At 53.2% G+C, this 26,775-nt stretch carries 19 protein-coding genes, 1 pseudogene and 1 riboswitch; of the genes and pseudogenes, 6 read left to right on the top strand and 14 right to left on the bottom strand.

Annotated elements, in window-relative coordinates; all coding sequences use genetic code 11:
• Positions 1-172 precede the first annotated feature (172 nt).
• Complete coding sequence (locus BBD41_RS26450) at positions 173-1,021, bottom strand: bifunctional 5,10-methylenetetrahydrofolate dehydrogenase/5,10-methenyltetrahydrofolate cyclohydrolase (RefSeq protein ID WP_099479574.1); 849 nt, start codon at positions 1,019-1,021, stop codon at positions 173-175.
• 70 nt (positions 1,022-1,091) lie between these two features.
• A riboswitch (ZMP/ZTP riboswitch) is annotated at positions 1,092-1,171 on the bottom strand.
• Between the two features lie 151 nt (positions 1,172-1,322).
• Between BBD41_RS26450 and BBD41_RS26445 the strand changes: the two genes are divergently transcribed.
• The 5 genes from BBD41_RS26445 (at position 1,323) to BBD41_RS26425 (ending at position 7,020) form a co-directional block, all read left to right on the top strand.
• Positions 1,323-2,333 carry a permease gene (locus BBD41_RS26445; protein WP_077566853.1) on the top strand — a complete coding sequence of 337 codons (1,011 nt, stop codon included), beginning with the start codon at positions 1,323-1,325 and terminating at the stop codon, positions 2,331-2,333.
• Positions 2,334-2,364: 31 nt separating this feature from the next.
• Positions 2,365-3,321 (top strand): TIGR03943 family putative permease subunit, encoded by a 957-nt coding sequence (locus BBD41_RS26440; RefSeq protein WP_099479572.1) that lies wholly within the window; start codon positions 2,365-2,367, stop codon positions 3,319-3,321.
• A gap of 15 nt (positions 3,322-3,336) precedes the next feature.
• Entirely contained in the window at positions 3,337-4,530 is a 1,194-nt protein-coding gene (locus BBD41_RS26435) for a CobW family GTP-binding protein (protein WP_099479569.1), read from the top strand.
• 395 nt (positions 4,531-4,925) lie between these two features.
• Positions 4,926-5,477, top strand: coding sequence for a P-loop nucleotide/nucleoside kinase family protein (locus BBD41_RS26430; protein ID WP_099479567.1), 552 nt, complete (start codon positions 4,926-4,928; stop codon positions 5,475-5,477).
• 415 nt (positions 5,478-5,892) lie between these two features.
• On the top strand, positions 5,893-7,020 hold the full coding sequence (locus BBD41_RS26425) for a hypothetical protein (protein ID WP_099479565.1): 1,128 nt from the start codon (positions 5,893-5,895) through the stop codon (positions 7,018-7,020).
• Between the two features lie 117 nt (positions 7,021-7,137).
• On the opposite strand, the pseudogene BBD41_RS26420 reads toward BBD41_RS26425, so the two are convergent.
• The 12 genes and pseudogenes from BBD41_RS26420 to BBD41_RS26365 form a co-directional block, all read right to left on the bottom strand.
• A pseudogene (locus tag BBD41_RS26420) lies at positions 7,138-8,495 on the bottom strand (IS1182 family transposase).
• Positions 8,496-8,913: 418 nt separating this feature from the next.
• Entirely contained in the window at positions 8,914-9,930 is a 1,017-nt protein-coding gene (locus BBD41_RS26415) for an ABC transporter substrate-binding protein (RefSeq protein WP_099480808.1), read from the bottom strand.
• Between the two features lie 165 nt (positions 9,931-10,095).
• Positions 10,096-11,064 (bottom strand): ABC transporter permease, encoded by a 969-nt coding sequence (locus tag BBD41_RS26410; RefSeq protein WP_099479563.1) that lies wholly within the window; start codon positions 11,062-11,064, stop codon positions 10,096-10,098.
• A gap of 43 nt (positions 11,065-11,107) precedes the next feature.
• Positions 11,108-12,607 carry a sugar ABC transporter ATP-binding protein gene (locus tag BBD41_RS26405; RefSeq protein WP_077566859.1) on the bottom strand — a complete coding sequence of 500 codons (1,500 nt, stop codon included), beginning with the start codon at positions 12,605-12,607 and terminating at the stop codon, positions 11,108-11,110.
• A 147-nt stretch (positions 12,608-12,754) separates the two neighbouring features.
• A complete protein-coding gene (locus BBD41_RS26400; RefSeq protein ID WP_099479561.1) occupies positions 12,755-13,738 on the bottom strand; it encodes a substrate-binding domain-containing protein in 984 nt (327 codons plus the stop codon).
• Positions 13,735-15,531 (bottom strand): cache domain-containing sensor histidine kinase, encoded by a 1,797-nt coding sequence (locus BBD41_RS26395; protein WP_099479559.1) that lies wholly within the window; start codon positions 15,529-15,531, stop codon positions 13,735-13,737. Before BBD41_RS26395 ends, BBD41_RS26400 begins: the two co-directional genes overlap by 4 nt.
• Positions 15,528-17,147, bottom strand: coding sequence for a response regulator transcription factor (locus BBD41_RS26390; RefSeq protein ID WP_099479557.1), 1,620 nt, complete (start codon positions 17,145-17,147; stop codon positions 15,528-15,530). Before BBD41_RS26390 ends, BBD41_RS26395 begins: the two co-directional genes overlap by 4 nt.
• 118 nt (positions 17,148-17,265) lie before the next feature.
• Positions 17,266-17,808 carry an NADPH-dependent FMN reductase gene (locus BBD41_RS26385; protein WP_099479555.1) on the bottom strand — a complete coding sequence of 181 codons (543 nt, stop codon included), beginning with the start codon at positions 17,806-17,808 and terminating at the stop codon, positions 17,266-17,268.
• A 104-nt stretch (positions 17,809-17,912) separates the two neighbouring features.
• The gene (locus tag BBD41_RS26380; protein ID WP_099479553.1) at positions 17,913-19,625 is read right to left on the bottom strand and encodes a VOC family protein; all 1,713 of its coding nucleotides are present in this window, start codon (positions 19,623-19,625) and stop codon (positions 17,913-17,915) included.
• Complete coding sequence (locus BBD41_RS26375) at positions 19,622-20,182, bottom strand: NADPH-dependent FMN reductase (RefSeq protein WP_077566864.1); 561 nt, start codon at positions 20,180-20,182, stop codon at positions 19,622-19,624. The genes BBD41_RS26380 and BBD41_RS26375 overlap by 4 nt, the downstream gene beginning before the upstream one ends.
• A 186-nt stretch (positions 20,183-20,368) precedes the next feature.
• Positions 20,369-21,037, bottom strand: coding sequence for a response regulator (locus BBD41_RS26370; RefSeq protein WP_077566865.1), 669 nt, complete (start codon positions 21,035-21,037; stop codon positions 20,369-20,371).
• Positions 21,034-22,740, bottom strand: a complete 1,707-nt coding sequence (locus tag BBD41_RS26365; protein WP_099479551.1) for a GAF domain-containing sensor histidine kinase — start codon at positions 22,738-22,740, stop codon at positions 21,034-21,036. Before BBD41_RS26365 ends, BBD41_RS26370 begins: the two co-directional genes overlap by 4 nt.
• A 432-nt stretch (positions 22,741-23,172) precedes the next feature.
• On the opposite strand from BBD41_RS26365, the gene BBD41_RS26360 reads away from it, so the two are divergent.
• Positions 23,173-23,460, top strand: coding sequence for a CD3324 family protein (locus BBD41_RS26360; RefSeq protein ID WP_007128446.1), 288 nt, complete (start codon positions 23,173-23,175; stop codon positions 23,458-23,460).
• A 460-nt stretch (positions 23,461-23,920) separates the two neighbouring features.
• Here BBD41_RS26360 and BBD41_RS26350 read toward each other — a convergent pair whose 3' ends face one another.
• Positions 23,921-26,752, bottom strand: a complete 2,832-nt coding sequence (locus BBD41_RS26350; protein WP_157929338.1) for a beta-galactosidase — start codon at positions 26,750-26,752, stop codon at positions 23,921-23,923.
• Positions 26,753-26,775 lie beyond the last annotated feature (23 nt).

Genomic DNA, 26,775 nt, shown 5'->3' with positions numbered 1-26,775 from the left:
AATCCTTTGGTTTTTAACCGTATCTTGGTGACCCAAACCTCGTGAAAGACAGTCCGTACAAGGGCTTACAAGCCCATAGCCGGAAAGGGAAGTCTTCCTCTCTGCCTCCAATTCTATTATAAAAACCGAGCCTTCAAAAGGACCCGGTTCATTTGCATTGCATTATCCATGTTTAGGACTTCAGTGTTCTTTCGGCCGCCTCAACCGTATGCTTCAGCAGCGTGGCAATTGTTACCGGCCCGACGCCTGCCGGAACCGGCGTGATCGCGGACGCGCGCTCCGCACAAGCCTCATAATCGACATCTCCGATATTGCCTTCGTTATAGCCGGCGTCAAGCACCACAGCGCCCGGCTTGATCCACTCGCCTTGAATGAACTTGGGCTTGCCGACCGCAGCAACGACAATATCACCTTGCGCGACGATGTCGCCTAGATGGTTCGTTTTGGAGTGGCAGATCGTCACTGTAGCGTTGCGGTTTAGCAGCATCATCGAGACCGGCTTGCCGAGGATCGGGCTCCGGCCGATAACCACGGCATGCTTGCCTTCGATTGGAAGCTTGTAATAATCCATAATCGCGATAATCGCTGCCGGGGTGCAGGACGGATAGTCCGCGAACCCGAACGCATTTTGCGAAAAGCCGAGCGTGGTCACGCCGTCCACATCCTTTTCGATCGCGATCGCATCGAATGCCGCTCTTTCATCAATATGATGCGGAACCGGATGCTGGAGCAGAATGCCGTGCACCGCGGAATCCTCATTCAGCTCGCGAATGGCCGCAATGAGCTCCTCGGTCGTCGTCGACGCCTTCAGCTCGATTTTCCGGGATTCGATTCCCAGTCGCCGGCACGCATTGCCCTTCATTCGCACATAGGTTGCCGAGGCCGGATCATCCCCGACGAGGATCGTCGCCAAGCAAGGAGTAACTCCCTTGGCTTTGAGCTGCTCGACCTTAACGGCCAGCTTGGCCTTAAGATCATCCGATACCGCTTTTCCATCCAAAATCAACGTTTCTGTACTCATGTTCAACCCGCTCCTTCGCCATTGTTAGTCAATAAAACATAAAGAGGCAAGGCGACATGATCGTCTCCTTACCTCTTGCCCAGGCGTACGGCATATGAAACTATGCGCTCCCTCTTGGTACCCCAAGCTACGCCAGTAACGCACAGTCAACGTACTACTACTATACCATGAGCGAGCGGGAGTACGCCATAGCTTCGAATGGAAAGAGTTATTCGTAATTCTTTTGATTAAAATGGAAAGTTGTCTATCGTCCAAGCATAGAATGTCCTCGTAGATGATTTTTTTTCGTCAGGAGGCCCGCATGAAAATTCCGGCTTTATTCAAATGGCTGCCGTTCTTTCTTCCGCTGCTCTTTCTGTTCCCGGCTCTCATGACGATGCCTAGGAGCGGGCTCGCCCTGCTGGGCAGTACCGAAGTGCAGCAGCTCAAAACCGTATTCATCGGCATTTTCCTTGAGGCCCTGCCGTTCGTGCTGCTCGGGGTGTTGATTTCTTCGCTGCTGCAAATCTTTGTCAAGGAAGAATGGGTTCGCCGACTAATGCCGAAGCATCCGGTGCCCGGCGTCTTGTTCGCCTCCCTGCTCGGGATGATCCTTCCGGTCTGCGAATGCGGCATGATTCCTGTCGTGCGCCGGCTCATGTTAAAAGGCATGCCGGCTTATGTCGGGATCACCTTTCTTCTTAGCGGCCCGATCCTGAATCCGGTGGTGCTTGCCGCGACGATGATGGCATTCCGTTCGCATCCCGAGATCACGATCGGACGAATGGGACTGGCCTTCATGATTGCCGTCACGATTGGGTTGCTCGTATTTGCTTTCGTGAAGAATAACCCGCTTAAGCGCTCCTTCCAAGATTTCACGGCCGGGTCCGAAGCCGCCGGAAGCCGGCCATCCCACGCACACAGCAAAACTTGGCGTAGCCTTTTTGTTCATGCCGGCGACGAAATGGTGGATATGGGCAAATATTTGGTGCTCGGAGCCTTCGTTACGGCCTGCATTCAAGCGTTTATTCCGCGGGAGGAGCTGCTTTCGCTTGCGAACGGTCCGCTGTCCTCCTATCTGTTCATGATGGGACTGGCATTTGTCCTCTCGCTCTGCTCAACGTCGGATGCATTCGTCGCGTCGGCTTTTACGCATACCTTTACCGTGGGCCCTCTCGTGTCCTTTCTCGTGCTTGGCCCGATGCTCGATTTCAAAACGCTGCTCATGCTATCCGCCGCATTTAAGACGAAATTCGTCATCGGACTAAGCATTGTCATCGTCATGCTCGTATTTGTCGGTTCCCTGATCGTGAATATTTTCCTTGGCGGATAATCCTTGAACAAAAAGGAGGCGAGCCCTTGCCATGAACCGTTCATCGGCGGTCACGCGGGTCCATTATGCCATGCGTGCGCTGCTATTGGCTGCTCTTGCTATTTATATCATGCACTTGAATGAATCGAATCTGCTTGAATACTACCTGGCTCCGCAGATGCAGAAACTTCTGCTGCTCTGTCCGGTTCCGCTTCTGTTCATCGCCTTCGGCATGGTATACCATGCCGTCATGGGCGACGCCGGCGACGTATGCGATTGCGAGCACCCTCATCCCCGGGGCGTGGTCCGAAATATGACGGTATATGGTTTGTTCGCCCTGCCTTTGTTCTTCGGTCTGCTGGTGCCCGATCAGCCTCTCGCGAGCAGCATGGCTGCCAAGAAGGGCATGGTGTACACCTATCCGAATCCGGATGTCCGGACCGGCTCCGGTTCGGAAGACGTACCCGAAGATACCGGTACCGCTGATGGCGTCGGCAAACCCAACCCCGCCGGTAATGAAAATGCTCCTGTCGATCTCTTCGCACCCAAGGATAAGTATAGCGTCGAATTTGCGGAGCTGGCCAAGCGGCTGTACGCCTTGCCCTCCGTCACGGTAAGGCCCGAAATATTTTCCGAAACGGTCGGCGCGATCGAGATGTATAAGCCTGTCTTTGCCGGCAAGCCTATCTCGGTCCAAGGCTTTGTCTTCAGGGATGACAGCATGGATAAGAACATGTTTGCCGTCAGCCGGTTCTTGCTGATGTGCTGCACGGCCGATGCCGTTCCGTTCGGCATTCTCGTGAGCGGAGAGCAGGCATCCCGTTTCGAGAATGATGCCTGGGTATCGATTGAAGGCACGGTCCAAACCGTGAAGATCGGAGGCGAGGAGCGCCTGCTGATTCAAGCCGAATCGATCGAGACGATTGAAGAGCCGGCTTCGCCGTACATTTTTACCAATCCGGACTCTGTAGCAGCGTTTGATGAGCTGTATCCGGCAGCCCAACCCTAATCGGAGGTGAGGAAGATGAACAAAACACCTGTCATTATTATCAGCGGCTTTCTAGGCAGCGGCAAAACAACCCTGCTCCTCAGACTGCTCGCTTACGCAAAGGCTCAGCGGTGGAGCACGGCCGTTATCATGAATGAGATGGGCGAAATGGACGTAGACGGAGCGGTCATTTCCGGCGATATGCCCGACGTACCGGTGGAGAAGCTGCTCGATGGCTGCATTTGCTGCACGAAGCGCGGAGAGCTCGAGCTGGCGATGGATAACCAGCTCAAGCGTAGCCCCGACCTCATTCTGATCGAAACAACCGGCGTTGCGAACCCGCAGCTAATTCTTGAAGATTTGGCTAAACCGGCGCTGGCCGAACGCATATCCATAGCGCGCAAGGTGGCCGTCGTCGACGCCGGCAAAATGCTCGAATACAACAGCTTCTTCGCTTCGGACCGCACTTTGGTGCGTACGCTCCGGGGGCAGATCGCTTTCGCCGATACCATTCTGCTGAACAAAGCCGGCGATTGCGATGCCAAGATGCTGAGAAAAGTGACGGCGGCGGTTCAGAACATGAACGGCACCGCCAAGCTTCGGCTGACAGACTATGCCCATATTAACGAAGCCGAAGTTTTCGGAGCCGTTCCGCTTCCCCCTCGAAACCAGGGCGGGATGGCGTCCGGCAGCGCCGCCGGAACCAGCTTCTCCCTTGGCCATATGGAAACCGCTGAGCCTGGAGCTACTGCGGCTCAAACCAACTCGCATGCAGCTTCGCCCGCGTTGGCGGAGAAAACGGCTGGCTTAGCGCCGGATCCATCGGTTGCACAAGATCGGCTTCAGGAAAGACATGCGCATCATCATGATGACGGCAGCAGCCGATCTCCTCTCCATACCCATCGGGATCCCAATGAGCCGACCTCCTACGCCGGCCTGGATTCGTTAACCTTGTCCTTGCCGGACTTGTTTTTGCCGCCGGGCTCGTTTTCGGCCGGGATGCAGGAGCTCGAGGCCTTCTTCCAGGGCGTAACCGGCCTCCTTCGAGCCAAAGGCTATATCCGCCTGGATTCAGGTTCAGTGCTGGTGCAGTGGGCAGGGGGCAAGCTGGAGCATAAGACCAGCTCCCTGCCGTTGCAGCGGGGGTATCTTACGCTAATCGGAAGCGGGCTCGACAAGCCCCGAATCACCGAGGAATGGGATCGAAGGATGCGGAGCATCACCCGGTAAAGCAAGGTTTAGATCCTACCGTCCATCATTTGAACAGGATACAGGCACTGGGGAGCCTCCAGTGCCTGTATTTACTCTGTTGTTTCACAGGAACATGAGCGCCCTGCTTCACAAACTCGAACCATACTCCTTAAGTTAATGTTAATTGTATTAATTATCATCTCAAGCAGGGAACGATTCACTTCACTCCATACCATTCGATTCATTGGTAAAAAATATATTGAACAATCCTTTCCCCTCCTCCGATGCGGGTTCTATGCTATCGTTGAAGTCAAGAGGAATACACCAACACGGAACGCATAGGGCACAAACAACCCGATCTTTAGACGGACACCATTTGGAATTGGTTGGTTTATTGTATGCGTATCAACTGCACCTATAAGGAGGTTTTACGAATGACTCATGTACAAAATCCTGGCGTCATCATTGTGACAGGGGCCATGGCATCCGGCAAATCCACGATCGCCGAGCGGCTGGCGGAGAAATTCGAACGTGCCGTACACTTACGGGGAGATACCTTTCGAAGAATGATTGTCAGAGGAAGAGAAGAACTTCTGCCTGACGCCTCAGAGAAAGCGTTAGCTCAGCTTGAGCTGCGGTATCGCCTCTCTGCTTCCGCCGCGGCCGCCTATGCCGCTGCCGGGTTCCAGGTCGTGCTCCAGGACATCATCATTGGACCCCATCTGCAGAATATGGGCAACTTTTTGAAAGGTGTCCCGGTATATATCGTCGTATTGACGCCTAACCCGGAAGCCCTCCATCAGAGGGAAGCGCTGAGGAATAAGAAAGGGTACGGCATTTGGAGCCCCGAAGAGCTGGACCGGAGGCTCCGGGAGGAAACGCCAAGAATCGGGTTATGGCTCGATACGTCGGATTTGACCATTGAACAGACGGTGGATGTCATCTGGGAGCGGATATGGAGCGAGGGAAAAATTGAAGGGGAATAAGGGTTGGCACGCATCCCCTTTCATTCCCTTGGCAGCTCTTCGACCTCAACATCCCCTTTTTGCGATCTCACGATATACAGCTTATCAAACCCTTCAGTATACGAAGGCGTTTGCAGTTTCTTTAATGTACTTTTGATTCCTGCTTCTGCATTTCTCTCTTTACCAGATCTCTTGCTATTCCGCTCACAGGATCGCTCATAATCCGGCTCAAATTACTTGTATCCCTACGAAGATAACGCATTCCATCGATGAATCATCCTTTGATCAATAACGTATTGGGTAATGCACGCTCGATTTCAGGCCTAGCATCGGGGAAAAAAATCAAGAGACTCACTTTACTTTTATTTCCTACCAAACGCTATCCATTTATGATACTTTAGTCATGGATCATACTAACTATGCGCTTGGAGGCCGTATGAAAAAACTACTGAAAACAAAAGTGCTTATCATTTTTCTGGTTACATCATTCTTTTCCATATTCTTATTACCTGAATCAAACGCATCGTCAAATGTTGTACCTAGGAATGCCTACTTGTCAGGAGAGAAGTCCGTTTTTTTAGACGGTGACGTTCTTGTAACACGTGAAAAAGCCTATTCCATCGAAAAAATCAATAATCCGGGTACATATGTCCCTGTGAAATTATTATCTAAACTAAAGAACGTATCCATCGATTACTCCAAACCCATCACCGTAAAATCAAATAAGGGAACATACAAAATTAATGAGAGTAATTCCGTTTTACTAGACGGGACCACCTACATAAAATTAGAATATTTCTATAAAATATCTGGACTGTCCGGCACTGATGATTACAAATCCAATACTATTTTTTTGTGGAGCAGCAAGGAAGGTAAAGCAAAATCGGAAAAATTAATATCCCAGCTCAAAAGGGTATCCGATGATAATCTTAGAACGTATATGGGCAAAAAGGTATACATCTATGATGGAGAAAAAATTGGGCGAGTCATTGAGATCGCAGTAATAAGCAATCAAACAACGAGTGTTAAAATATTGCTGAATGATGGATCCGTCGTTGAAGAGTTTGTAATTGGTTCTACTCCCGATACATTCTGCACTTATTTTTTTTATGAAAGCATAAACAGCTTTTATGCCGGTAAGCATTACTGGGCAAATAAAAACCAATTACCTTCATCCAACCCCCTTTTAAATATTGAAAAGATCTACTTTAAATCGGTGAAATTGAAGGGAAGTAATCTCTTTGTAACTGCAAAAAGATCAAACGGCGCAAACGTTACGTTTAAACTTCCTTTTTATGGGGACCCTGGCACAGTCATAAAGCAAGGCTTTTACACCGTTAATCCCAAGAGCGTCTTCCCTAAGTGGAGCTCCGCTACCTGGAATCGGATCGTTCAGCAAAGGATAGCTATTGGCATGAATCAGGATCAGGTGTTGCTATCCTGGGGTGCTCCCGATGATTATAGTTCGTACACGGGCAGCTATATAACAATGGATCAATGGATTTATGGCGACACTTACTTGCACTTCTATAATGGTATACTTGAATCCTGGTCGGATTATTAAACTCCATCTCTAGGGCAGTCATAGACTGCCCTCAGATTGTCGAGAAACCCTGTACTTTTTTTAAAGTGCAGGGTTTCTCGATTTCAAGTGGTCACTTCAAATGTGAAAATGGGGAGATTACCCCCGTTTTTCCAGGCGATCCAGGTGGATCGCCATCTTCTTCATGTTCTGTACAGCTGCTGTCATCAGGGCCTGTTCCCTGACGTTTTGCAGCCCGCGCAAACGGCAATAGCGATACCCATGGAGCTCTTTGGCATCCGCGAAGCTTCGCTCAATCGTTTCTTTTCGTTTTCGGTAGAGATATTTCCCGGATCGACTCAACCGGTTGCCTCGCACCCACTCTTTGCTGTCCTCCCAGACATGACGAGTTACCACCTTTCGGTGGTTGCGAGACCGCGTGCATTCATTTAATAACGGGCAGTTCTTGCAGTGCTGTGGATCCGAAGCGTACTGTCGGTATCCCTCACGGTTGGTCGTCTTGTACGGTAATTCGTGCTTTGCAGGTTTGCAGGGCAAACATAAAGATTGCGCTCCGCATCATACGTGAACTTCCATTTAGGGAATAAACCCTGGGTCGGGTGAAATCTTCGGTGAGCAATAACGGCAAAAATGTTTCGGCTTTGCAGATGGGTGAAGTCAAGTACCCGGAGTCCAGAGCAACGGCTTCGACTTTAAAACCAAATCGTTCTTGTTGACGATCCAAACGGGACAAATACGGTACAGAATCATGGACATTTCCGGCGGTGACATGGACATCCGTAATCATATTATATTTCAGGTCCACGGTACGGTGGTCTAAATAGGAATCCTTCCGGTTTCCCATCACGAATCATATAACCGCTGTCGGGATCTGTCGTGCTCACTTTAAACTTCCTTTTCCTCGATCACGTCCTCTCTTGGCTTTAGCGCTTTTTTCCATGTGAATTCCGGTCAGCCTCTACAGCCGCATTAAGTTCACTCACATAATCACGAGTGTTTTGCAAAACCTGTTCCTTTGTGTATTTATGCTTGTTCGCATTCGCTTTGACGTGAGTTGAGTCGGTAACTAAGACACGTCCGCCCACCATACGGTGCTGGATAGCTTGAAGCACAATCTCATCGAAGATCTCCTGAAAAATCTCGGTGTCTTTAAAGCGCGTGCGACGATTCCAGCTAATCGTAGAGTGGTCCGGCACTTTGTCGGTTAAACCTAACCCCAAAAACCAGCGGTAAGCAAGGTTGGTTTGAATTTCACGTTCGAGTTGGCGTTCGGAACGGATGCCATAAAAATAACCGAGGAAAATCATTTTAAATAACACGACAGGGTCGATAGCAGGCCGCCCATTATCCGCACAGTAAAGCGGACGAACCTTTTCGTCGATGAAAGAGAAATCGATATACTTGTCCACTTTACGGAGCAGATGATCTTGAGGAACCAATTCTTCAATCGAAACAAATTCGTAAGTCTGCTGTTTTTCTCGATTCGAACGCAACATATGTAACACCCTTCCGAACGGTTTATTTACTATTATTATACAACATTAACGCGGTGTCGTGTTGAATTAAATTCACAAGAAAATAGCTGTCGAGACTTTCTCGACAGCCTGAGGGCAGCCATAGACTGCCCTTTTTTTCTTCGATTTTTTCAAAAAAACTTCTGATGTTCAGGCTGGCCCTATGGAACAAATCAGGAAAGGGCCGTCCAATTCTAGCTCGCTGGTAAAAAACAATTAAGCCTGTTTATTCTCTACACTCTACGGCAGGGCTATGGTTTAATATAATTGTCCGGCCGGACGGAATTCACCGGAAAGGAGGCTGAACGAATTGATTCAGAATACGGAGGTGGCATTCGCATAAAGCGGATGCTGCACGAACAAGGGGAGCCCTAGGGCTCCCCTTTTGTATAACGAATGCCTATTCGTAAATAACCGCCTTAATCTCCTCGCTGTCGATGTTGTTCTTGTCGTACCAGTAGAAGCCCGTGTCAATCTGCGGCTCCAGCTTCTCGCCTTTGATGGCGGCCACGGCGGCTTTCACCGTTTCATAGCCGATGCCTACCGGATTTTGCGTAATCGCTCCCGCCATCGTACCATTCTTGATCGCATCGATCTGGGCTTTGCCCGAATCGAAGCCGATCACGACAATCCGGCCTTCCTTCTTCATTTCGGTGACGGCGTTAATGACGCCGACGGCCGAGCCTTCATTCGCACCGAATATGCCTTTCAGATCGGGATGCGCCTGCATCATCGCCTTGGCCAGGTCCGTCGATTTCAGATGGTCCCCGCCGCCGTACTGAATATCGACGATCTGGATATTCGGGTACTTCTCCTCAATCTGCTTCTTGAAGCCGTCGCGACGGCTGACGCCAGTCACACTCGTCTGGTCATGAACAACCATGGCGATTTTACCTTCGCCCCCGATCAGCTCCGCCATCTTGTCGGCGGCCAGTGCCGAAGCTGCCATGTTATCGGTCGACGCCGTCGTCACCGGAATATCGCTTTCCACCCCGGAGTCAAATGCGATGACCGGAATGTTGTTCTCCTGGGCTTTCTTCAGCAGCGGAATCGAAGCCTGGCTGTCCAGCGCGGCGAAACCGATCGCGCTTGGTTTTTTGTCCAGTGCAGCCTGCATCATCTCAATCTGCTTATCCACTTGGGATTCCGTCTCCGGCCCTTCGAATGTAATGCGCACGCCAAGCTCTTGACCGGCTTGTTCAGCCCCTGACTTTACGGCTTGCCAGAACTGGTGCTGGAACCCTTTGGAAATGATTGGAATGTAGATTTCTCCTTCTGCGGCTGAACCTCCGCTGGCGGAGCCCCCTTCGCTTGAATTGTCACCTCCGGATGCTCCATTGCCTGCATTGCCACAGGCTGACAGCAGACTCGCTGCGAGCATGAGCACGAGCGCAAATACCGATAGCTTTTTTCCCATCTTCAATCTCCCCTTGTTCTTTGAATAGAAGCCCATCTATAAAACTTCCTGAAGGAAGGATTACAATTGCTGTGGGTTGCCTCGTCGATGATAGCGAAATCTCACCGCGCAATTCCCTGCCGAACGAAGCTCTCCCTGCGATTCCCTACGCTTCCCCTCGATTACCTATGCCTTCCTTCTGCGCAGCATATCCGCGTACACAGCCAATATAATGACGAATCCGACAACGACCGTCTGCCACTCCTGCGGTACGGACAAGATGCGCAGTCCGTTCGTCAGCACGCTCATGATCAGGGCGCCGATAACCGTCCCCATGATCGTGCCCTTTCCGCCGCTGAGCGAGGTGCCTCCTAGAACGACGGCTGCGATCGCCTCCAGCTCATATCCGGCGCCAAGGGCCGGGTTGGCCGAATTCAGCCGGGAAGCCATCATGACGCCGGCAAGCCCAGTGAACGCCCCTGTCAGGGTGTATATGACAATTTTCCAGTAACCGACGTTGACCCCGGATAACCGCGTTGCTTCTTCATTGCTGCCAAGCGCGACATTGTAACGGCCGATGATCGTCTTTGACAATATCAAGAAGCCGAGAATCGCGGCGATGAAGAATATAAGCACCGCATTCGGAATATCGAAGCCCGGAATCAGCGAGCCCAGCACGCTCCCCTGGGAAATGTTCGCAAAGCTTTCCGCTTCGGTAAAATAAATCGGCTTCGCACCCGAGATGATGAGTGCCAGCCCTTTCGCGATCATCATCATGGCCAAGGTGGCGATGAACGGCGGTATCTTCATCTCGGCCACCGCCGTTCCCGACAGCAGCCCGCACAACGCGCCTGTCAGGATGCCGCCGAGAATGCCGATCGGGACGGGCAGCCCCCAGAACGTGATGAATACGCCCGACATGACCGCACTTAAGGTCATGACCGTCCCGACGGACAGATCGATGCCACCCGTTATGATCTCGAAGGTCGAGCCAAGCGCCAATACGCCGATGACTGCCGTGGACAACAGGATGCCGATCAGGTTGGAGAATTGAAAAAAGTTGCCTGAGGAAAGCGAAAAAGTGACGAGAAGCACCACCAAGCTTGCGAGGGCGAGCACCTGCTGCAGTGCGCCTGATTTCAGCTGTAGATTCATGGATTGTATCTTTCCTTTCGTTTGGTTAGATTCCGTAAACCGCTCACATCGCCGCCGTTGCCAATTGCATGATGTTCTCCTGCGTTGCCTCTTCATGCCCCAGCTCGCCGGTAATTCTGCCTTCGCACATGACGAGGATCCGGTGGCTCATCCGAAGAATCTCCGGCAGCTCCGACGAGATCATGATGATCGATTTGCCTTGAGCAGCCAGCTCGTTCAGCAGTTTGTAAATCTCGCTCTTCGCGCCTACGTCAATGCCGCGCGTCGGCTCGTCGAAGATGAGAATATCGCAGTCACGGGTCAGCCATTTTCCGATGACGACCTTCTGCTGGTTCCCGCCGGAGAGGAACTTGACTTCCTGGTCAACATGCGGCGTTTTCACCTTTAGCCGATCGACGATACGCTCTGCTTCTAGCCGGATTCGTCCCGTATCCATCCATCCCGCCGGCTTCAGAAAGCGGCGGTAGGAGGCAATAGCCACATTGCTCTTCACGTCCAGGTCGACGATGCAGCCGAAGCGCTTCCGGTCCTCGGATAAATAACCGATGCCGTGGCGTACCGCATCATGCGGACCCTTCATGCGCACGGTCCTTCCGTGTATGCGAATCTCTCCCGCATCCGGCCGGTCCGCCCCGAAGATTACCCGCGCCAATTCCGTTCGTCCAGCGCCGACCAGCCCGGCGACGCCCAGAATCTCCCCTTTTTTCAAGGTGAAGCTGACATCGTTCAAGACTCTTCCACGGCTTAACCCCCGAACCTCAAGTACGGTCTCCCGATCGCGGAAGACGCCCTCGGGCTTGGACGTATCGTAAATCTGGCGCCCGACCATCATGGAGATGATGTCCTGCGTGGAGACTTCCGCGGTCGCCACGGTGGCGATGTATTGGCCGTCGCGCATCACGGTAATGCGATCCGTAATCCGCTTGATTTCATCCATCCGGTGCGAAATGTAAACGATTCCAACTCCTTCGGCGCGAAGCTGCCGGATGATGCGGAACAAATCCTCGATTTCCGCCTCGCTCAATGCCGCCGTCGGCTCATCCATCACCAGCACATCGGCGTTGTAGGAAAGCGCCTTTGCGATTTCCACCATCTGCTGCCTCGCTACCGTTAAATCCGCCACCAACGCGGAAGGATCCATGGCGAGTCCCATGCGCTGAAACAGCGCCTCTACCTGGCGGTTGAGGGCCTTCTCGTCGAGGAAGAGGCCGAGCCCCCGCCGCGGTTCCCGTCCGATATAAATATTCTGAGCCACGGTCAGATCGGGCGCGAGGTTCAATTCCTGGTGGATCATGCTGATCCCCGCATCCTGAGCCGCTTTCGGGTCATTGATTTCGATGGTCCTGCCTTTGTACGCGATGCTCCCCTCATCCTTCTGGTATACGCCCGTCAAAATTTTCATCATGGTGGATTTGCCGGCCCCGTTCTCTCCCATTAACGCATGAACCTCGCCTTTCCTCAGCTCGAAGCGGCATCCGTTCAGCGCCAATACACCAGGAAATTGCTTGGTGATTCCTTCCATATGCACTAGTATTTCGCTCACAGTCATTCACCTCTCTAGCAGTGGAGCCTCTTTTTACGAACATTCTACCTGGGTGGTACGGCCGCCGGAATGGAATATTCTCTTGCCGATGTTGAAAAATCTATGATTTTTCTCTCATCGAATAAATCACTTGATAAAAGGAAGAAGCTACTCCTCCACAAAGGGAAAGAGCAGCTTCTGATTTTCTTCGGTATACATATTGCTTTTGTGAATGACGACCGAGTCGGTATACACCTTGTCGGGAACCTTATCGCCTTCCAGTACGGAAAGGGCGGTTTTCACACCCAAATAGCCGATGTTAAACGGCTTTTGCACGATAATTGATTGAATGACGCCCTCCTCCAGCAGCTTGACCTCCTTGATCGAGCTGTCGAAACCAACCAGCTTGACTTGTCCCGTAAGGCCAAGCTCGCGGATCGCCCTTCCTGCGCCGACGGTAGACGGCTCGTTCAAGCCGACGATCCCATCCAGGTCCGGCCGCTCCTTCAGCAGCCTCATCGTGATCTCGTATGCGCGCTCCTCCATGCCTTCGCTGAAATAGGTGCCGACAATCTCGGTCCCGGCCCTTCCATTAAGGATGCTGCGAACGCCCTGCTCCCTCTCAATTTGGGTCGACGCGCCTTGCACATAGCTTACGATCGCCACTTGAGCCTTCGGTGGAAGCAGAGCTGCAAGCTCTTTGCCGGCTTTCTGCCCGGCATCGAAATTATCGGTGGCAATCAAGGCTTTTGCATAGTTCCCCTGTACAGCCGAATCGATCATGATCAAGGGAATCCCCGCCCGGTGAATTTTCTGAGCAACCGGAACAAGGCGATGATAGTCGCTTGCGGCCATGACAATAGCGTCCGGCTTATCCGGAATCGCCGCCTCGATCAGCTCGATCTGCCGGTCGACGTCGACCTCCTTCGGCGGACCAATGACGGATACTTCTGCATTAAATTCCCGCGAAGCCGTATGAACGCCGTCAATCAAGACGCGCCAAAACTCGATTTCATCCAGCGCTTTAACGGCGACGACTATTTTAGGGGGTTCCTGACGCCCCCCGCCGATCAGCTGATGCACGGCGACTCCGAAGACCACGGCCGCGACGGCTGCCAGCAGAACATATCGCATGCGTATCGGTGATCTCACGACGGAATCTCCTCCCTTCCTGCAAGCTCCTCGGCTCGGAGAGCCGGAATGGTAACGGTAACGGTCGTTCCTGCACCAGGTTCGCTTTCATAGGACAGGCCGTAATCGGGTCCAAAATACAACTGGATCCGCTGATGCACATTAGCGATGCCTACGCTCGTTTTGGATCGCCCTTTCCCCGGAGCGGTCAACAGCTTGGAAAGCTTGTCCGAATCCATCCCGATCCCGTCATCCGCCACCCGCAGCATAATGCGATCCCCTTTCAGCTCGCCGCTGATGGCGATGCTGCCGGGCCCCTGCTTATTCTTGATGCCATGGTAAATCGCGTTCTCCACAAGGGGCTGGAGGAGCACCTTTAGCGTCACGTACGGGTACAGGCTCGGATCGACGTCCAGCGTGAACCGGATTTTATCCTGATACCGCATCTGCTGGATGCTTAAATAACTCGTAATATGCTCGATCTCCGTAGCGATCGGGATCATCTCCCTGCCCTTGCTCAGCGATGCCCGGAACAGTCTGGCGAGTGCCGACGTCATTAGAATCACCTCGTCATGCTTTTTGCTCTCCGCCATCCAGATGATGGAATCCAGCGTGTTATACAGAAAATGCGGGTTGATCTGGGCTTGCAGCGCATTCAGCTCGCTTTTTCGTTTGACCTCCTGCTCGACGACAATCTGGTTCATGAGCTCCTTGACCTTGAGCACCATGACATTGAAGCTGCGGGCCAAGCTGGAGATTTCCTTGGAATGTCCGACCGGAACACGGATATCGAAGTTCCCCTTCTCAACCTCGGCCATCGTTTCCTGCAGTCGTTTGATCGGTCGCGTCAAGTTACGGGAAAGAAGGAACGATAACAGCACTCCGACGCCAAGGCAGAGCATCCCCGCAATGGCAAAGGAGCGCTGCATCTGCCTTTTGTTGTCAACAAGCTCATTCTCGTAGAACACGCCGACGATTTTCCACCCGAAATCCGTGTCTTTAATGCTGTAAATCCGGCTGCCACCGTCTTCGTTCACTACAAATCCGCCTTGGGTATCCTGCAGCACTTGCTCCAGCTGTTCGGTCTTCAAATTGCTGTAGAGCAGCTGCTGCTGCGGATGATAGACGATACGGCCTTCCTTGTCGATCACGAATACGTACCCCCGGTTACCAAGGTCCAGCTTGCTGAGCATGTCGTTGATGACTTTGAAATTCAGGTCGATCAACAGAACGCCGATCCCCTTGTCCGGATCCGCTCCGCTCAGCTCTCGGCTAAGCGAGACGACCCATCGATACTCGTCCTTAACGACAGGCTGCACATGCGAAGAGGAGATGACCGCCTGGCCTTTATGCGCCTGCGCCTGCAGGTACCAATCCTGGTCCTGCGGCAGGATATTCGGATTCAGCTCCGCATCCATTCGATCCGAAATGAAGGTGCCGTTGTATCCGAAGATGTGAATGGAGGCGATATCCTTACGGGAGACGAGGATAGCGTGGAAATAGTCGGAGATCTTCCTCTTCAGCTTGGCCAGCTCTTCCGGCTCGAGCTCGCCGCCCGCAACGAGATATTCACGTACATTCGGATTGTTCATGGCCGCCAAAGACATGTCCTTCATGCCGGTGATATAGGTCTCAATATTCGCGTTCACTTGATTAATCAGCTCGGAGGTGTAATTTTCCGCGGTCTCCCGGACTGCCGATTCCGACAAGGGATAGGAGATAAATATCAGCAGCAGCGCCGTGAACAGCACGAGCATGACGAAAGAGCCGGCGATGCGGGACTGAATGCTTTTGATCCGGGCGGCCGGTCTCATCGACGCTCTCCTCCAGCCGTAATCCGGTTTCGATATTCCGTCGGCGTATCGCCTGTATGCTTCTTGAACAGGACGCTGAAATACTGCGGATCCTGGTACCCCGTACTTGCTGCAATCTCATACGTTTTCATTCCCGAATGCTTGAGCAGCTCCTTCGCCTTCTCCATCCGGATATCGGTCACGTATTCCACGAAGGTCCTGCCGGTATGCGCCTTAAAGAGCGCGCTGAAATAGCTGGTACTCATGAAAATCCGGCTGCTCACCGTCTTTACGGACAGATCCGGATTGCTGTAGTGGGAATGTATGTAGTCCACCGCCTCCATCATTTGACTGCGGGTAAGATCCTTACGGGTCTGCGCCACGCCGCGAAGCGCCTCCCCGCACACGCCTTTGAGCCACACCTCGATCTGCTCCAGCGATCGGAAGGAATACAGGTCGGACAGCAGTCTTTTCTCCATCCCGAACAGATCATGATCGTTGCTGCCGATCTCCATCAAGGTCTGCAGTACGGCGAGCATGACGCGCAAAATCCGTACATGGCATAATTCAATCGGCATTGAAGCGCTTCCAATTTCCCGGATCAGCCGATGGCTGCATTCGTCGACCTCGGAAGCGGTCCCCGCACGGATTGCCGACACAAGCGCCGCTTCGGCTTCGAATCCGTCTTGCAGAGGCTTCCCCCCGCGCAGCTCCAGATCCGTAATGTTCACGACCTGATTGGGCCCCATCAGCAGCCGGTACTCCAGGGCGGCCTCGGAAGCTCGGCAGGAATGCCGGATCTCGGCGACATCACTGCATACGGTCCCGATGCCGACCGTTACCGTGAACTTCATATATTCCTTCACCGAATCGCGAATGTCCTCGGCCAGCCTATATGCCCGTGCATGCAGCTCTTCCGCATTGGGTCCTGACAGCATCGCCATCACCTTATGTTCCTTGAAACGAAAAATCGCGGATTGCTGTGCGCCCCCTGCGATCTCCTGCACGATGTTGTAAAGTGCGAAAGCATACAGCTCCACATCGGCCGTCTCCGCGTGCAGCGACAGCTCGTCCATTTCGGCTGCCATGGCGATATATAACGGCCCGTTTAGCGGAATATTGAAGTACGCCAGCTTGGCCGCGATCTCCGATCTTCGCATCGGCGATGAGGCCAGGCGTTCCAGAAACCGTTCCGAGAGCAGCGCCATGCTGTTCTTCAGCTCCTGCTTCATCCTTAAAAGATGCTCGTTCCGGCCGCTCTCCTCGTCCAGCTCCAGTTTGATTTTGTCCAAGAGCTCGCGCAGCTCGGCAGATGTAATCGGTTTCAAAATAAAGTCGGTCACCTGCAGCTTCACCGCCTGCTGGGCATAATCGAAATCATCAAAGCCGGTCAAAATAATAATCCGCGTCTTCGGATATCTCTCCACGATTTGACGCGACAGCTCCAGTCCGTCCATGTACGGCATGCAGATGTCCGTCAGCACCACGTCCGGCCGTTCCCGGGCCATCAGCTCCAGCGCCTCGCGTCCGTTCTCGCAGGCTCCGATGCACTCATACCCATGTTCGGCCCATTGAATCCGGTCCCGTATGCCTTCCCGTACGATCGGTTCATCATCCACGATCAGGATTTTGTACACGCAGCATCTCCCCCATCCGAAGCAATTCGTATTTTTGTTGATTTTGTCGCGTTATGAGGTGAATATACAGGAAAAGCCCTTCGGCAGGCAACTGCCAAAGGGCTCCATGTCATATTATCTACTTGCGGGTTTGCATCCATGTCATGAAATTGTTGACCACGAGATCGATGAAACCGATCGTCGGTTCATGAATCAGCTTGCCGGATTCATCCATCTTCTCATGGACGGCCCCGATATATACCTCATTGTTCGGCAGCAGAGGAGATGTGATGCCCACGGAAAAGAGAATATCCCGCAAGTGCTCTTGTGCGCGGACCGTTCCCAGCTGCCCCATCGATGCGCCCATGATCCATGACGGCTTTCCGTTCATGACCTTATCGACGCGCGATAACCAATCCAGCGCGTTCTTGAGCACGCCCGGTATGGAATAATTATACTCCGGCGTGATCCATAATACCGCGTCCGCGGCGGCAATCTTCCCTTTAAACTCCTTGACGGCCGCAGGAGGATCCAGCTCAATGTCTTCATCGTAAAACGGAAGAGGGCGAATATCCGCAATTTCAAACGTGATCTGATCCGCATACCGCATTTTCAAATATTCCGCCAGCTTCCTATTGTACGACTCTTTTCTAATGCTTCCTACAACGACTGCAACTTTCATGATACCCTCCAGTTCCGTGCTTTATTAGCACATAAATGCTCATTTGATCGATACCCTACTTGAGATGATTACCATATCTTACAATGTTTAAAATAACTTTTATCCTACTTCATTAACGACAGCAGCTTACACACACCGCGCTCCATTTCGGCTCTTCTCTCTTGCGGCACATATTGGAGCAGGGACAATGCAGCATAAGGCACTTTGATGGCATGCGGATCTTCATATTGTCTGTTCCAATAGCGTGCTTCCGTAATCGAGGCATCTTCGGCGATGTTTACTCCCTGGTTCGATAGCGCCTCAGGCCTTAGGCGGTTGAGCTTCATTTGCAGCCGATGATTGCCTTGCCCGAGCTTGGCCAGCTCGGCGTATCCAAGCCGTTCCAGTTCAATCAGCGCGTGGGCATGGGTAATCCCATGCTCCAGTTCACCGGCAAAAAAGTAAAACTTGCCTTCAACATGTTGATCCGGCAGGACGAGTTCCAGCTCGGAAAGGGCACGCACTGCCAGATCCGATGCATCCCGGTAAGGCGGGACTTCAAGAAGCGAATTTTCCGATCGATCCAGCTGCGTATAATCATTGATTCCGTAATAGCGCGCAAGTTTATGTTCTCCGGCTGCATCCTGCATCAGCTTAAGTACCCCCCGCACGATGGAGGGAGTCAGTAAATCCGGACGGTCCCGCAGCGCCTTGAGCGCCAGTACGCCCAGCGTTACCCCATGTCCGGAGGTGCTCAGATTTGTCAGGTTAGGCAGCAGGCCTTCGATCAGTCGATCCATCAGCTCTGGCTGGGCAGGTTCGAGAGGATAAGGTTCAAACCAATCTTCATGGCGACTGCGCAAGTGACGGCAATTGGCGGCCAGACCCTGCAATACCTCCAGCGGAAGGTCGTGCTCTTTTTGCATATAATAAGCTGCCAAATAAGCTCCGCCGACATGCCCTTCAAACCAACCGACCTCGCCACCCCGGCTCAAAGCAGTCAGACCTTCCTCCAGATATTCGTCGCCAATGACGGAATTCACCTCCTCCCCCACGGCGGCATGCGGCAAATTCAGCCTGACCGCAATATCATCGGGGAAGCTAGTGACCTTCAACCGGATGCTGTACCCGTACATTCTGAAAAGGAGGCCCTCCTCGGTATCCGATATAATCAGCCGGCGATCCAGGGATGACCGAACCCGGTCCAGAAAGCTTTCGTCTGTCACGCCATATGTTATTTCCAGTGAAGGCGCCAGCGCATACATCGCGATCGGGATCCATTTGCGCATCGTCGATACCACAACGGCATGGGCCGTGCCGCCGATTACGAAAGCAAATTGATCCGACTCCTTGGCAAGCGTTAATCCGAGCGTCTGTTTCATCCATAGCCTTGCGGCTATTGGATCTTCCACAGGCAGCCCGACCTCCCGCAAATACAGGAAACCGTAGGTGCCATTTGGAGCGAGCACACCTTCCTTGACATACGGATGGGCAATAAACTCGAGCAAATTCCCGTCTCCATCCCTGAAGTACACGTTCGCGCCGGAATCGATATATTCAACAATTTTTCCGTCCGGCCATTTTAATAAGGGCACCTGCTCGCCAAGCTTCTGAACAATGAGTTCAAATTGGGAAAAAGCCACTTCAAACGCGATGTGGACAGGGGTTACCGGTTCACTCGCTTCCTCAAAGGTCAGCGTGACATCAGGTGTTGGCTGAAATTCGATCTCGTTCTCTTCTTCCCTTGCGACAGGGAAATGAAGCAGATCGTGGTAGAATTGCTTCACCCCCTGGAGCGAAACCGTCTTTAGTTTCAAACCGGCGAAATGGGTAATCATACGGATTCGACCTCCTCTTTATTGCTGATCTTCTTCACCAGCTCCATAAAGATAGAGAGGGCTTCCTTCGCTCGATAATCCAGGACAATCGTCCCTTCCGCTGACTCCGATTCATAAAGGTCGCGCTGAGAGCCCCCAATGGAAATCCACTCCGGACTGTTGATTCCGTGCAAATTGCGCACCGTAGCCTGCATCTGCTGCAACGAGCTCACACCGACCGCGCCGCCCGCCGAGCTCACGGATAGAACCGGCTTACCCGAGAAATGCATTTGCCCCAAATGGTCCAAAGCGTTTTTCAGAACCCCGCTCATCCCACCGTGGTACTCCGGTGTAGTCAAAATAATGCCGTCGGCCTCCATGACTAGACGCTGCAGCTCGCGCACGCCCTCATGACGGTTGAATATCTCGTCTGGGGAATAGAAGGGAAGCGGAGTTTCATACAAGTTAAACAGCTCCGTTTCCACAGACCCCCGATTCATTTGTGCTTGAAGGGCTTTCGCCAAAATGGTGCTCGTTGCTTCCTTGCGGTTGCTGCCCGCGATGATCACGATCTTCATTTGTACTGCCTCCCCTGCTCGTATTTGAATGGTTGTTATCTACATTGTAGAGGAGGCAAGCGATCGAAATCGTCAGCATATGGAGTGATTTTGCAAGCAAAAGCTCTCATGCCTTCGGCTGAGAGCTTCTCAAACTTTAGTCTTAGAAATGTTGGCGTTAATCAGCCCCAATTCATTCCCAGCACCTTATACAATTCCATGCTTTAGCGCATAAATGGCTGCCTGCGTCCGGTCGGCAACCCCCAGCTTATCGAGCAGATGGCTGACATGGGTTTTGACCGTTTTCTCCGTGATGTGAAGGGCTTCGCTGATTTCCCTATTGTTCATGCCCGATGCGATCAGCTGCAGGACCTCTTGCTCGCGGCGGGTAAGCTTATCCAGCTCCTGGGCAGCCATTCCCGAATGACCGGGCCCGCTCGCTTCCTCAACTCCCGCAGGTGAGGTCACATGCGTCATTAGCAGACCGGCCGCATCCGGATGCAGCTCGACCTGCCCCTGGAACACGCGTCTGATCGCCGCTACCAGCTCCTCCGGCTCAATATCCTTCAGGAGATAGCCGCGGGCACCCGCCCGAATGGCGGGCAGCACGTGGTCATAATCGACAAACGAGGTCAGCACGATGACTTTGATGTCCGGCCTTTCTTTTTTTAGCCGGGCTGTCGTGTCGATGCCATTGAGAACAGGCATATTCAAATCCATTAACACGATATCGGGATTTACATGCTTGGCCGTTTCCAGCGTCTCCTCTCCGTTCGCTGCTTCGCCCACCATTTCGATATCCGGCTGGGTTGCCAGAAAAACCTGAAGCCCCCGTCGAACCATGGCATGATCATCAGCGATCAATAATCGGATCATTCGTTGCCCCCCTCATTCTTCCCTGTTAAATTCCCCACCAAGGGCAGCTGTACCTCAATGATGGTTCCCTCTCTGTATGTACTGTATAGACGGAATTGTCCTCCGAGCGATTCGGCCCGCTCCCGCATGCTGGACAGCCCAATGGAATGTCTCGTCAGCTCGTTCAATCGCTGCCTGGTAATCCCCCGCCCCCGGTCCTCAATCCGAAGCTCAACCTCATGATTCTGAAGGGATAAAGCTATCGTTACTTCCTTCGTATCCGCATGCTTGCTTACATTGTTCAGCGCCTCTTGGCCGATTCTCCACAAGGCTTCTTCCACGGTACGCGGAAGCTCCTGTATCCCGCTGATATGTGAATGAACATGCAGCTTCAATCGTTCCCCGTATTGTTTAAGGCCTGTCATAAGCCCTTCCTCGAGTCCGGGCGGACGAAGCTGCATAATCAGCTCCCGCATTTCCTTCAGGGCGCTTTGCGACAACGACTGGATATCATGGATCGTGTCCTGCAGCAAACTGTTCGGTCCCTTCGGCTCCCCGGCAAGCATACCGCTTACTCCCTTGGACATCATGACCAGGGAGAAGAGGGTCTGACTTACGGAATCGTGCAGGTCCCGGGCCAGACGATTTCGCTCATCCATCCTTGCGAGCTCCCGTCTGTTCTCTTCCAGACGAAAACGCTGAAGGGTTATGCCGATATGCTCAGCCAGAGCCTCAATCACCCCGAGGTCCGCCCGATATGAATCACGGTACGGGTTATACGCGACCAGAAGCAGTCCATTTGCGGAATCCCCTGCAACCGCTATCGGGACGGCAACCGCTCGGGTTACGGATGGGATCCAGCCCTCTTCAGCCAAGTGATCCGCAAGCCGCTGCGCGTCTTCGGCACTTAACGGATCCGTCGCGCCTGCTTCCTTCCGGAAAAGGGCCCGTGCGGTCTCGGCAATCGGAAATTGGGCATGGGGCAGCGTGGTTTGCCCTCCGCTGTATAGAGCCCTGAGCGTCACTTCGTTGCCGGCGGGCTCCAGCAATGCGGCCGCAGGCCAATCAAAATAACGGCCGATCAAGCTCATGACCTGTTTCGTTAATTCGGCCCGATCCACCGCCTGGGAAGCATAAGACCCGAGTGCGCCGCTATATTCTCCGAGGCGGGCGAATAATTCCGCCCGACGCTGCTCGGCCGCGTATAGTCGCATGCGCTCCATAGCGCTGCCGATTTGGTAAGCTACAGACTCTAAGAGCGCCAGCTCCTCTTTGGCAAAATGCAGCTTCCCGGGTGCTGCCACGTTCAGCACGCCGAACCTTCGATTACCGGATCGCAAAGGAACGGTTGCATGGTGGGTAATGCCTTCCGTTTCGCCCCACTGGTACCGTACGGCGTTATCCAGCCGTTTGCAATTCAAAATGTTTACGGCATTTTTCAATCGGCCGTCATCATAACGCTCCAGGCACCAGCAGCTGCCGCATCGCATAGGTTCGTTGTTCTCCCGGCGGAGGGCAGGCGGCAAATTCCGGCCTGCAACGAATTCATGCGTTCCCGGCTCCTCCACCAGGAACAGCCAACCGGTCGTAAGTCCCGTCAGCTCCAGCAGCTTCCCAATCACCACGTCCAGCATAGGGATTAGCGCATTCGATTCGTTCAACGTTTCGGCAATGGTCTTCAGCGTGATTAATTCCTGAACATGCGGCGTATCGTGAGTGGACATACGCGAAAACTCCTTTTGTTTTTTGCATTCTGAAGTAACTATATTATATAATCCTGTCACGTACCACCTGTTACCTTCCTAAGCGGCTACCTCATCCAATACTGAACGTTCGCGTCATGAATGTTGGTAAAAAACAATTATTATTGTTTTATCTATTGCAAATTTCCACCAATCTATGGTTTATTATAGAGGTCGGGCCGACGAAATGAGCGGAAAGGAGGCTGAAGCGCAATGATTCAGATCCACGAGGTGGTATTCGCGTAAAGCGAATATCCGTTCCCATGGGAGCCCCCGGGGCTCCCTATATCTGTTTTCCAAATCGTAAATCACAACAAATTATAAATTCGAAAGGAGGAGGGCAAGCATGATCAATGCAATTGTTTTGACACTCAGCGATAGCTTGAACATTCATACAGAAAGAGGAGGGCATCGATGGGCCATTACAAGAACGGTAGAGAAGTGCTTCCCCCCGAGCTGCTGCAGCAAATTCAACAGTATATAGACGGAGAACTTCTCTACATACCGAAACAAAGCGAGCAAAGAGCCGGCTGGGGTGAATTAAGCGGTTCCCGAGAACGCATCGAACGTCGCAATAAGGAAATGTACCGGGCCTACTGTAAGGGTCGGACGATTGAGGAATTAGAACGGACCTACTTCCTGTCAGGGGAAAGCGTCCGCAAAATCATCAGTAAACTTACCCGCGTTGGGACTGGAACCTAAATCCATGAGACTTCCAAACAGCTCACGCGGATTACGATAGGACTGTTTCCCCGAGGGAGCAGTCCCTTTCAATTTACATAGCTATGATCGGCAATGGCCAAGGGCGAGAGGGTGCCAAAGACAGCTAAATCTGGCCTGCACACCGTTTCCCAAGTGCTGTTGGCTCCTATTCGCCTGGTCGATCGGATCAACATCGTTGCATTTCAATAATCGAAAAACAATCAGCCCTTTCGATTCCCGCAAGGAAGTCGGAAGGGCTGTGTTGATTTGGGTGAGCAGTCTGCGATCGGCTTCGTTCTGCAGGCTTAACGCCTTATCGCGTGCAGATGCATTCAGAAGTAAGGAGGCCACGGCCAGCATCGCGACAACGAGCATAAAACGTAACAAGATCCGCTGCAAATATTTGCGAGAGCGAAGCGTCTGCAGCTTTTATCGAGCAGATGGATGCTAGCTCAGCCCGCTACGATTGGACCGGGAAGAATTCCAGCAGCCGGAGGATCCCGTCGCTCTCCCTTGCCACGGCTTCCGCATATATAGCAAGCCGATTCTCCGCTCCCTCGGCAAACCAGCTTCCCGGAAGCAAAAACGATGTCTGGTCCCCGCCGGAAAATACGGGCCGTGCCGTGGAATCCGGCGTCCACAGCCGTCCTGCCACCCGGCCGTTAAAGAACACCGTCAGCTTGAGGTTTTTTCCGTCTACACGCACACGCCATCCGCGGCCATGATTGGAATCCGGCACCACTGCATGCAGCCATGACGTCCCGCCGGACCGCAAAGGATACGGGAGCAGGATGGCGGAAGCTTCCTTCATGGAGGCCATTGCATGCTGCCAGAAAGCTTGCTCTTCCCCCCCTGTCAACGTCCACTCCTCCGCGCGGGTTCCTTCATACAGCAGAACCTCGCCTGCTGAGGAAGCATATTGGCGATTCACTTCGCAGGCGATGGTGAGCGATCGTTCTCCGGTATCCAGCCGGAGGAAGGGATTGCGTGGATTGATCACGCCGTGCTCGCGCCCATTGATATATACCTTGACCGTGCACTGGAGATCGCGGAAATGCAGAATGGCCGCATCGGCATCCTCGGATATTCCAATCGTTTTGCGGTACCAGCCTCGTGCATGAACCGAGGTATCCATCCATGCGCCCCAGCCGATGACCGTCCACGAAGCATCGCTGGTCCCTTCTGCAAACGCCCGATCTCCCTTCTCCGCTTCTGACAATAGAGCATCCACACTTGCCGCCTTGAACCTCCAGTTGTCGGTGAGCCTGCGAATTCGGCGGACACCCGTCACTCCCTTGATCCCTTTCGTGCTTTGAAGTCGGATGGAAGGCAGGCGGTTGTCGTCGAAATTGGTATGCCCCCAAATTTCCGCGCGAACAGTCAGCGCGAGCGGATCCTGACCGGTCCAGTTTCCCGGCAAATAGCACATGCCGCCCGCCGGCACATGTGTTCCTTCATAACGGCCGTTTACATAAACCGACACAATGTCGCTCGCTTCCTCCAGCATCAAACCGCAGTACCCGTCTTCCGTCGGAGCCGCCAACACCGCTTCATACCAGCCAAATCCCCTGTAGATCCCGTAATACTCCAGATGGTTTGGCGCTCTTCCGAGAACGGTACTCTGATCGAACAAAGGGGAGTCGGACGGCAGCTCCAAGGCATTCCAAGCGATGTCGACGGGAGCTGCGGCAGGCTGCGGCCAAACGATCCTATCCTCCAGCAGCAGCCGGCCTTGCCCGATTCCGGTGAGTCGAAGCGCTTCATCCCTTGTACACACCGCTACGTATAAACGACGGCCATCCTCATAAGTCAGGCAAGCAATGCGGCTGCCGTCCTGATGCATGAATCGCAAGCGGCAGCCGTCGTTCATCATGTCGACTTCAGCGCCATTGCTAGTGACCTCCGCTTTCGACCCTCGCTCAAACCGGAAACAAACTTCCGTGTGATGATCGCTTTGAAAGATCATATATCGTTCCGATGTCGTTTGGTCCAAGGTCACCCATACCAGCTCGGCATTGGCATATTCGAGCACGCCGCTGTATCCCCATGTCTCCATTGGAACGCCCAGCGGGAAGAACGGGCATTCGCGGGCACCGATCCGAAACGGCAAAGTGCGCCGAAGGGAACCGGTGTCGAAGGATACTGTTGCCTCCGCTTCCTCACCAGTCAAGTTGGCCATAGCAAATACGATGCCGCCTTGGGGAAAACGAATAACGTGCGGCCCGGCAAGTACGCCGGGTTGAATCCCGGAGGTGCGTATCTCTTGCGCAGTTGCTTCATCCGGTGTTCCTGACGCCAATCCGGTGCCGTAGGTCGATATGAGGCGTCCCAGCATCCGCCCTTCATGGATTTCGGGCCGAAGATGCCCCTCGGGGGATATCATGCCGCCGAAATCATAATCCGTGGTCAGCATCGCCAGCGGATCGCCCCAGTTATTGGCCGCATTGGTGAAACCAAAGTCGGTGCCCGATACCTGCAGATACGGTCCCAACAGCTTCGCGCCGCTAACGAGCAGGCGGCGGAGCAAGTAATGGGATCGATTCGTTTCGGTCACGAGCAGCGGAAACCCCAACTTGTTGAGCCGCTGCTGATACGCCCTCACCTTCTCCTCAAAATCCGGCTGCACATCGTCCGGATAAAAATTACAGGTCGGAAAGATGCCTTCCGCATCGCCGGAGGCGCGAAAAAGATCGCCCTGACCGGCGCAGGCGATCAGCGGCACGCCGATGCCTTCGGCCCGTGCCAGATCCCGCAATGCCGACATATACCCTTTCGGATCTTCGCAAGCATAGAAATCCAGCTCGTTATCCAGTTGTACGCAGATCACCGTTCCCTCCCGGCCATACTCATACCGCCTTAGGATGGGCATGATCCGGCCGTACCATTTCGCCGTTTCGGCCAAGAACTGCGGGTCGTTGTCGCGCAGCTTCATCCCGCTTCGCGTGAGCAGGTAGGCGGGCAATGCTCCTCCGTCCCATTCCGAGCAGATGTACGGACCCGGCCGGGCGATTACGTACAGCCCTTCTTCCGCTGCCATTCGCAGGAAAGCCCCGGCATCCTTATCCTCTTCAAACTCCCATTGACCCGGCTTAGGCTCGTGAAAATTCCAGGGGAAATACACATCGATCGCATGGTAGCCCGCATCTCTTACCTTCCTCATCCGATCGCGCCATTCCGCCCGCGGCAGCCGGAAATAAAACAAGGATGCGCTTAGGAGGACAACCGCTTGGCCGTCAATATAGACTCCCTCTTTGCTTAATTCAATCCGTGGTATCGTCTCCGTGTGTTTCATAATGCCCTCCATTTCTGCATGAA

This window comes from Paenibacillus ihbetae, from assembly GCF_002741055.1.
GTDB lineage: Bacteria > Bacillota > Bacilli > Paenibacillales > Paenibacillaceae > Paenibacillus_AQ > Paenibacillus_AQ ihbetae.
Note: the sequence above shows the minus strand (reverse complement) of the source record. Positions and strands in the feature narration are given on the sequence as shown.

Bases quoted from the DNA above. Each gene is read 5' to 3' on its own strand.
- BBD41_RS26370 (WP_077566865.1), bottom strand. From the start codon at position 21,037: ATGATCCGATTATTGATCGCTGATGATCATGCCATGGTTCGACGGGGG.
- BBD41_RS26415 (WP_099480808.1), bottom strand. From the start codon at position 9,930: ATGGGAAAAAAGCTATCGGTATTTGCGCTCGTGCTCATGCTCGCAGCG.
- BBD41_RS26430 (WP_099479567.1), top strand. From the start codon at position 4,926: ATGACTCATGTACAAAATCCTGGCGTCATCATTGTGACAGGGGCCATG.
- BBD41_RS26435 (WP_099479569.1), top strand. From the start codon at position 3,337: ATGAACAAAACACCTGTCATTATTATCAGCGGCTTTCTAGGCAGCGGC.
- BBD41_RS26360 (WP_007128446.1), top strand. From the start codon at position 23,173: ATGGGCCATTACAAGAACGGTAGAGAAGTGCTTCCCCCCGAGCTGCTG.
- BBD41_RS26410 (WP_099479563.1), bottom strand. From the start codon at position 11,064: ATGAATCTACAGCTGAAATCAGGCGCACTGCAGCAGGTGCTCGCCCTC.
- BBD41_RS26350 (WP_157929338.1), bottom strand. From the start codon at position 26,752: ATGAAACACACGGAGACGATACCACGGATTGAATTAAGCAAAGAGGGA.
- BBD41_RS26375 (WP_077566864.1), bottom strand. From the start codon at position 20,182: ATGAAGATCGTGATCATCGCGGGCAGCAACCGCAAGGAAGCAACGAGC.
- BBD41_RS26445 (WP_077566853.1), top strand. From the start codon at position 1,323: ATGAAAATTCCGGCTTTATTCAAATGGCTGCCGTTCTTTCTTCCGCTG.
- BBD41_RS26395 (WP_099479559.1), bottom strand. From the start codon at position 15,531: ATGAGACCGGCCGCCCGGATCAAAAGCATTCAGTCCCGCATCGCCGGC.
- BBD41_RS26365 (WP_099479551.1), bottom strand. From the start codon at position 22,740: ATGTCCACTCACGATACGCCGCATGTTCAGGAATTAATCACGCTGAAG.
- BBD41_RS26425 (WP_099479565.1), top strand. From the start codon at position 5,893: ATGAAAAAACTACTGAAAACAAAAGTGCTTATCATTTTTCTGGTTACA.
- BBD41_RS26380 (WP_099479553.1), bottom strand. From the start codon at position 19,625: ATGATTACCCATTTCGCCGGTTTGAAACTAAAGACGGTTTCGCTCCAG.
- BBD41_RS26440 (WP_099479572.1), top strand. From the start codon at position 2,365: ATGAACCGTTCATCGGCGGTCACGCGGGTCCATTATGCCATGCGTGCG.
- BBD41_RS26385 (WP_099479555.1), bottom strand. From the start codon at position 17,808: ATGAAAGTTGCAGTCGTTGTAGGAAGCATTAGAAAAGAGTCGTACAAT.
- BBD41_RS26450 (WP_099479574.1), bottom strand. From the start codon at position 1,021: ATGAGTACAGAAACGTTGATTTTGGATGGAAAAGCGGTATCGGATGAT.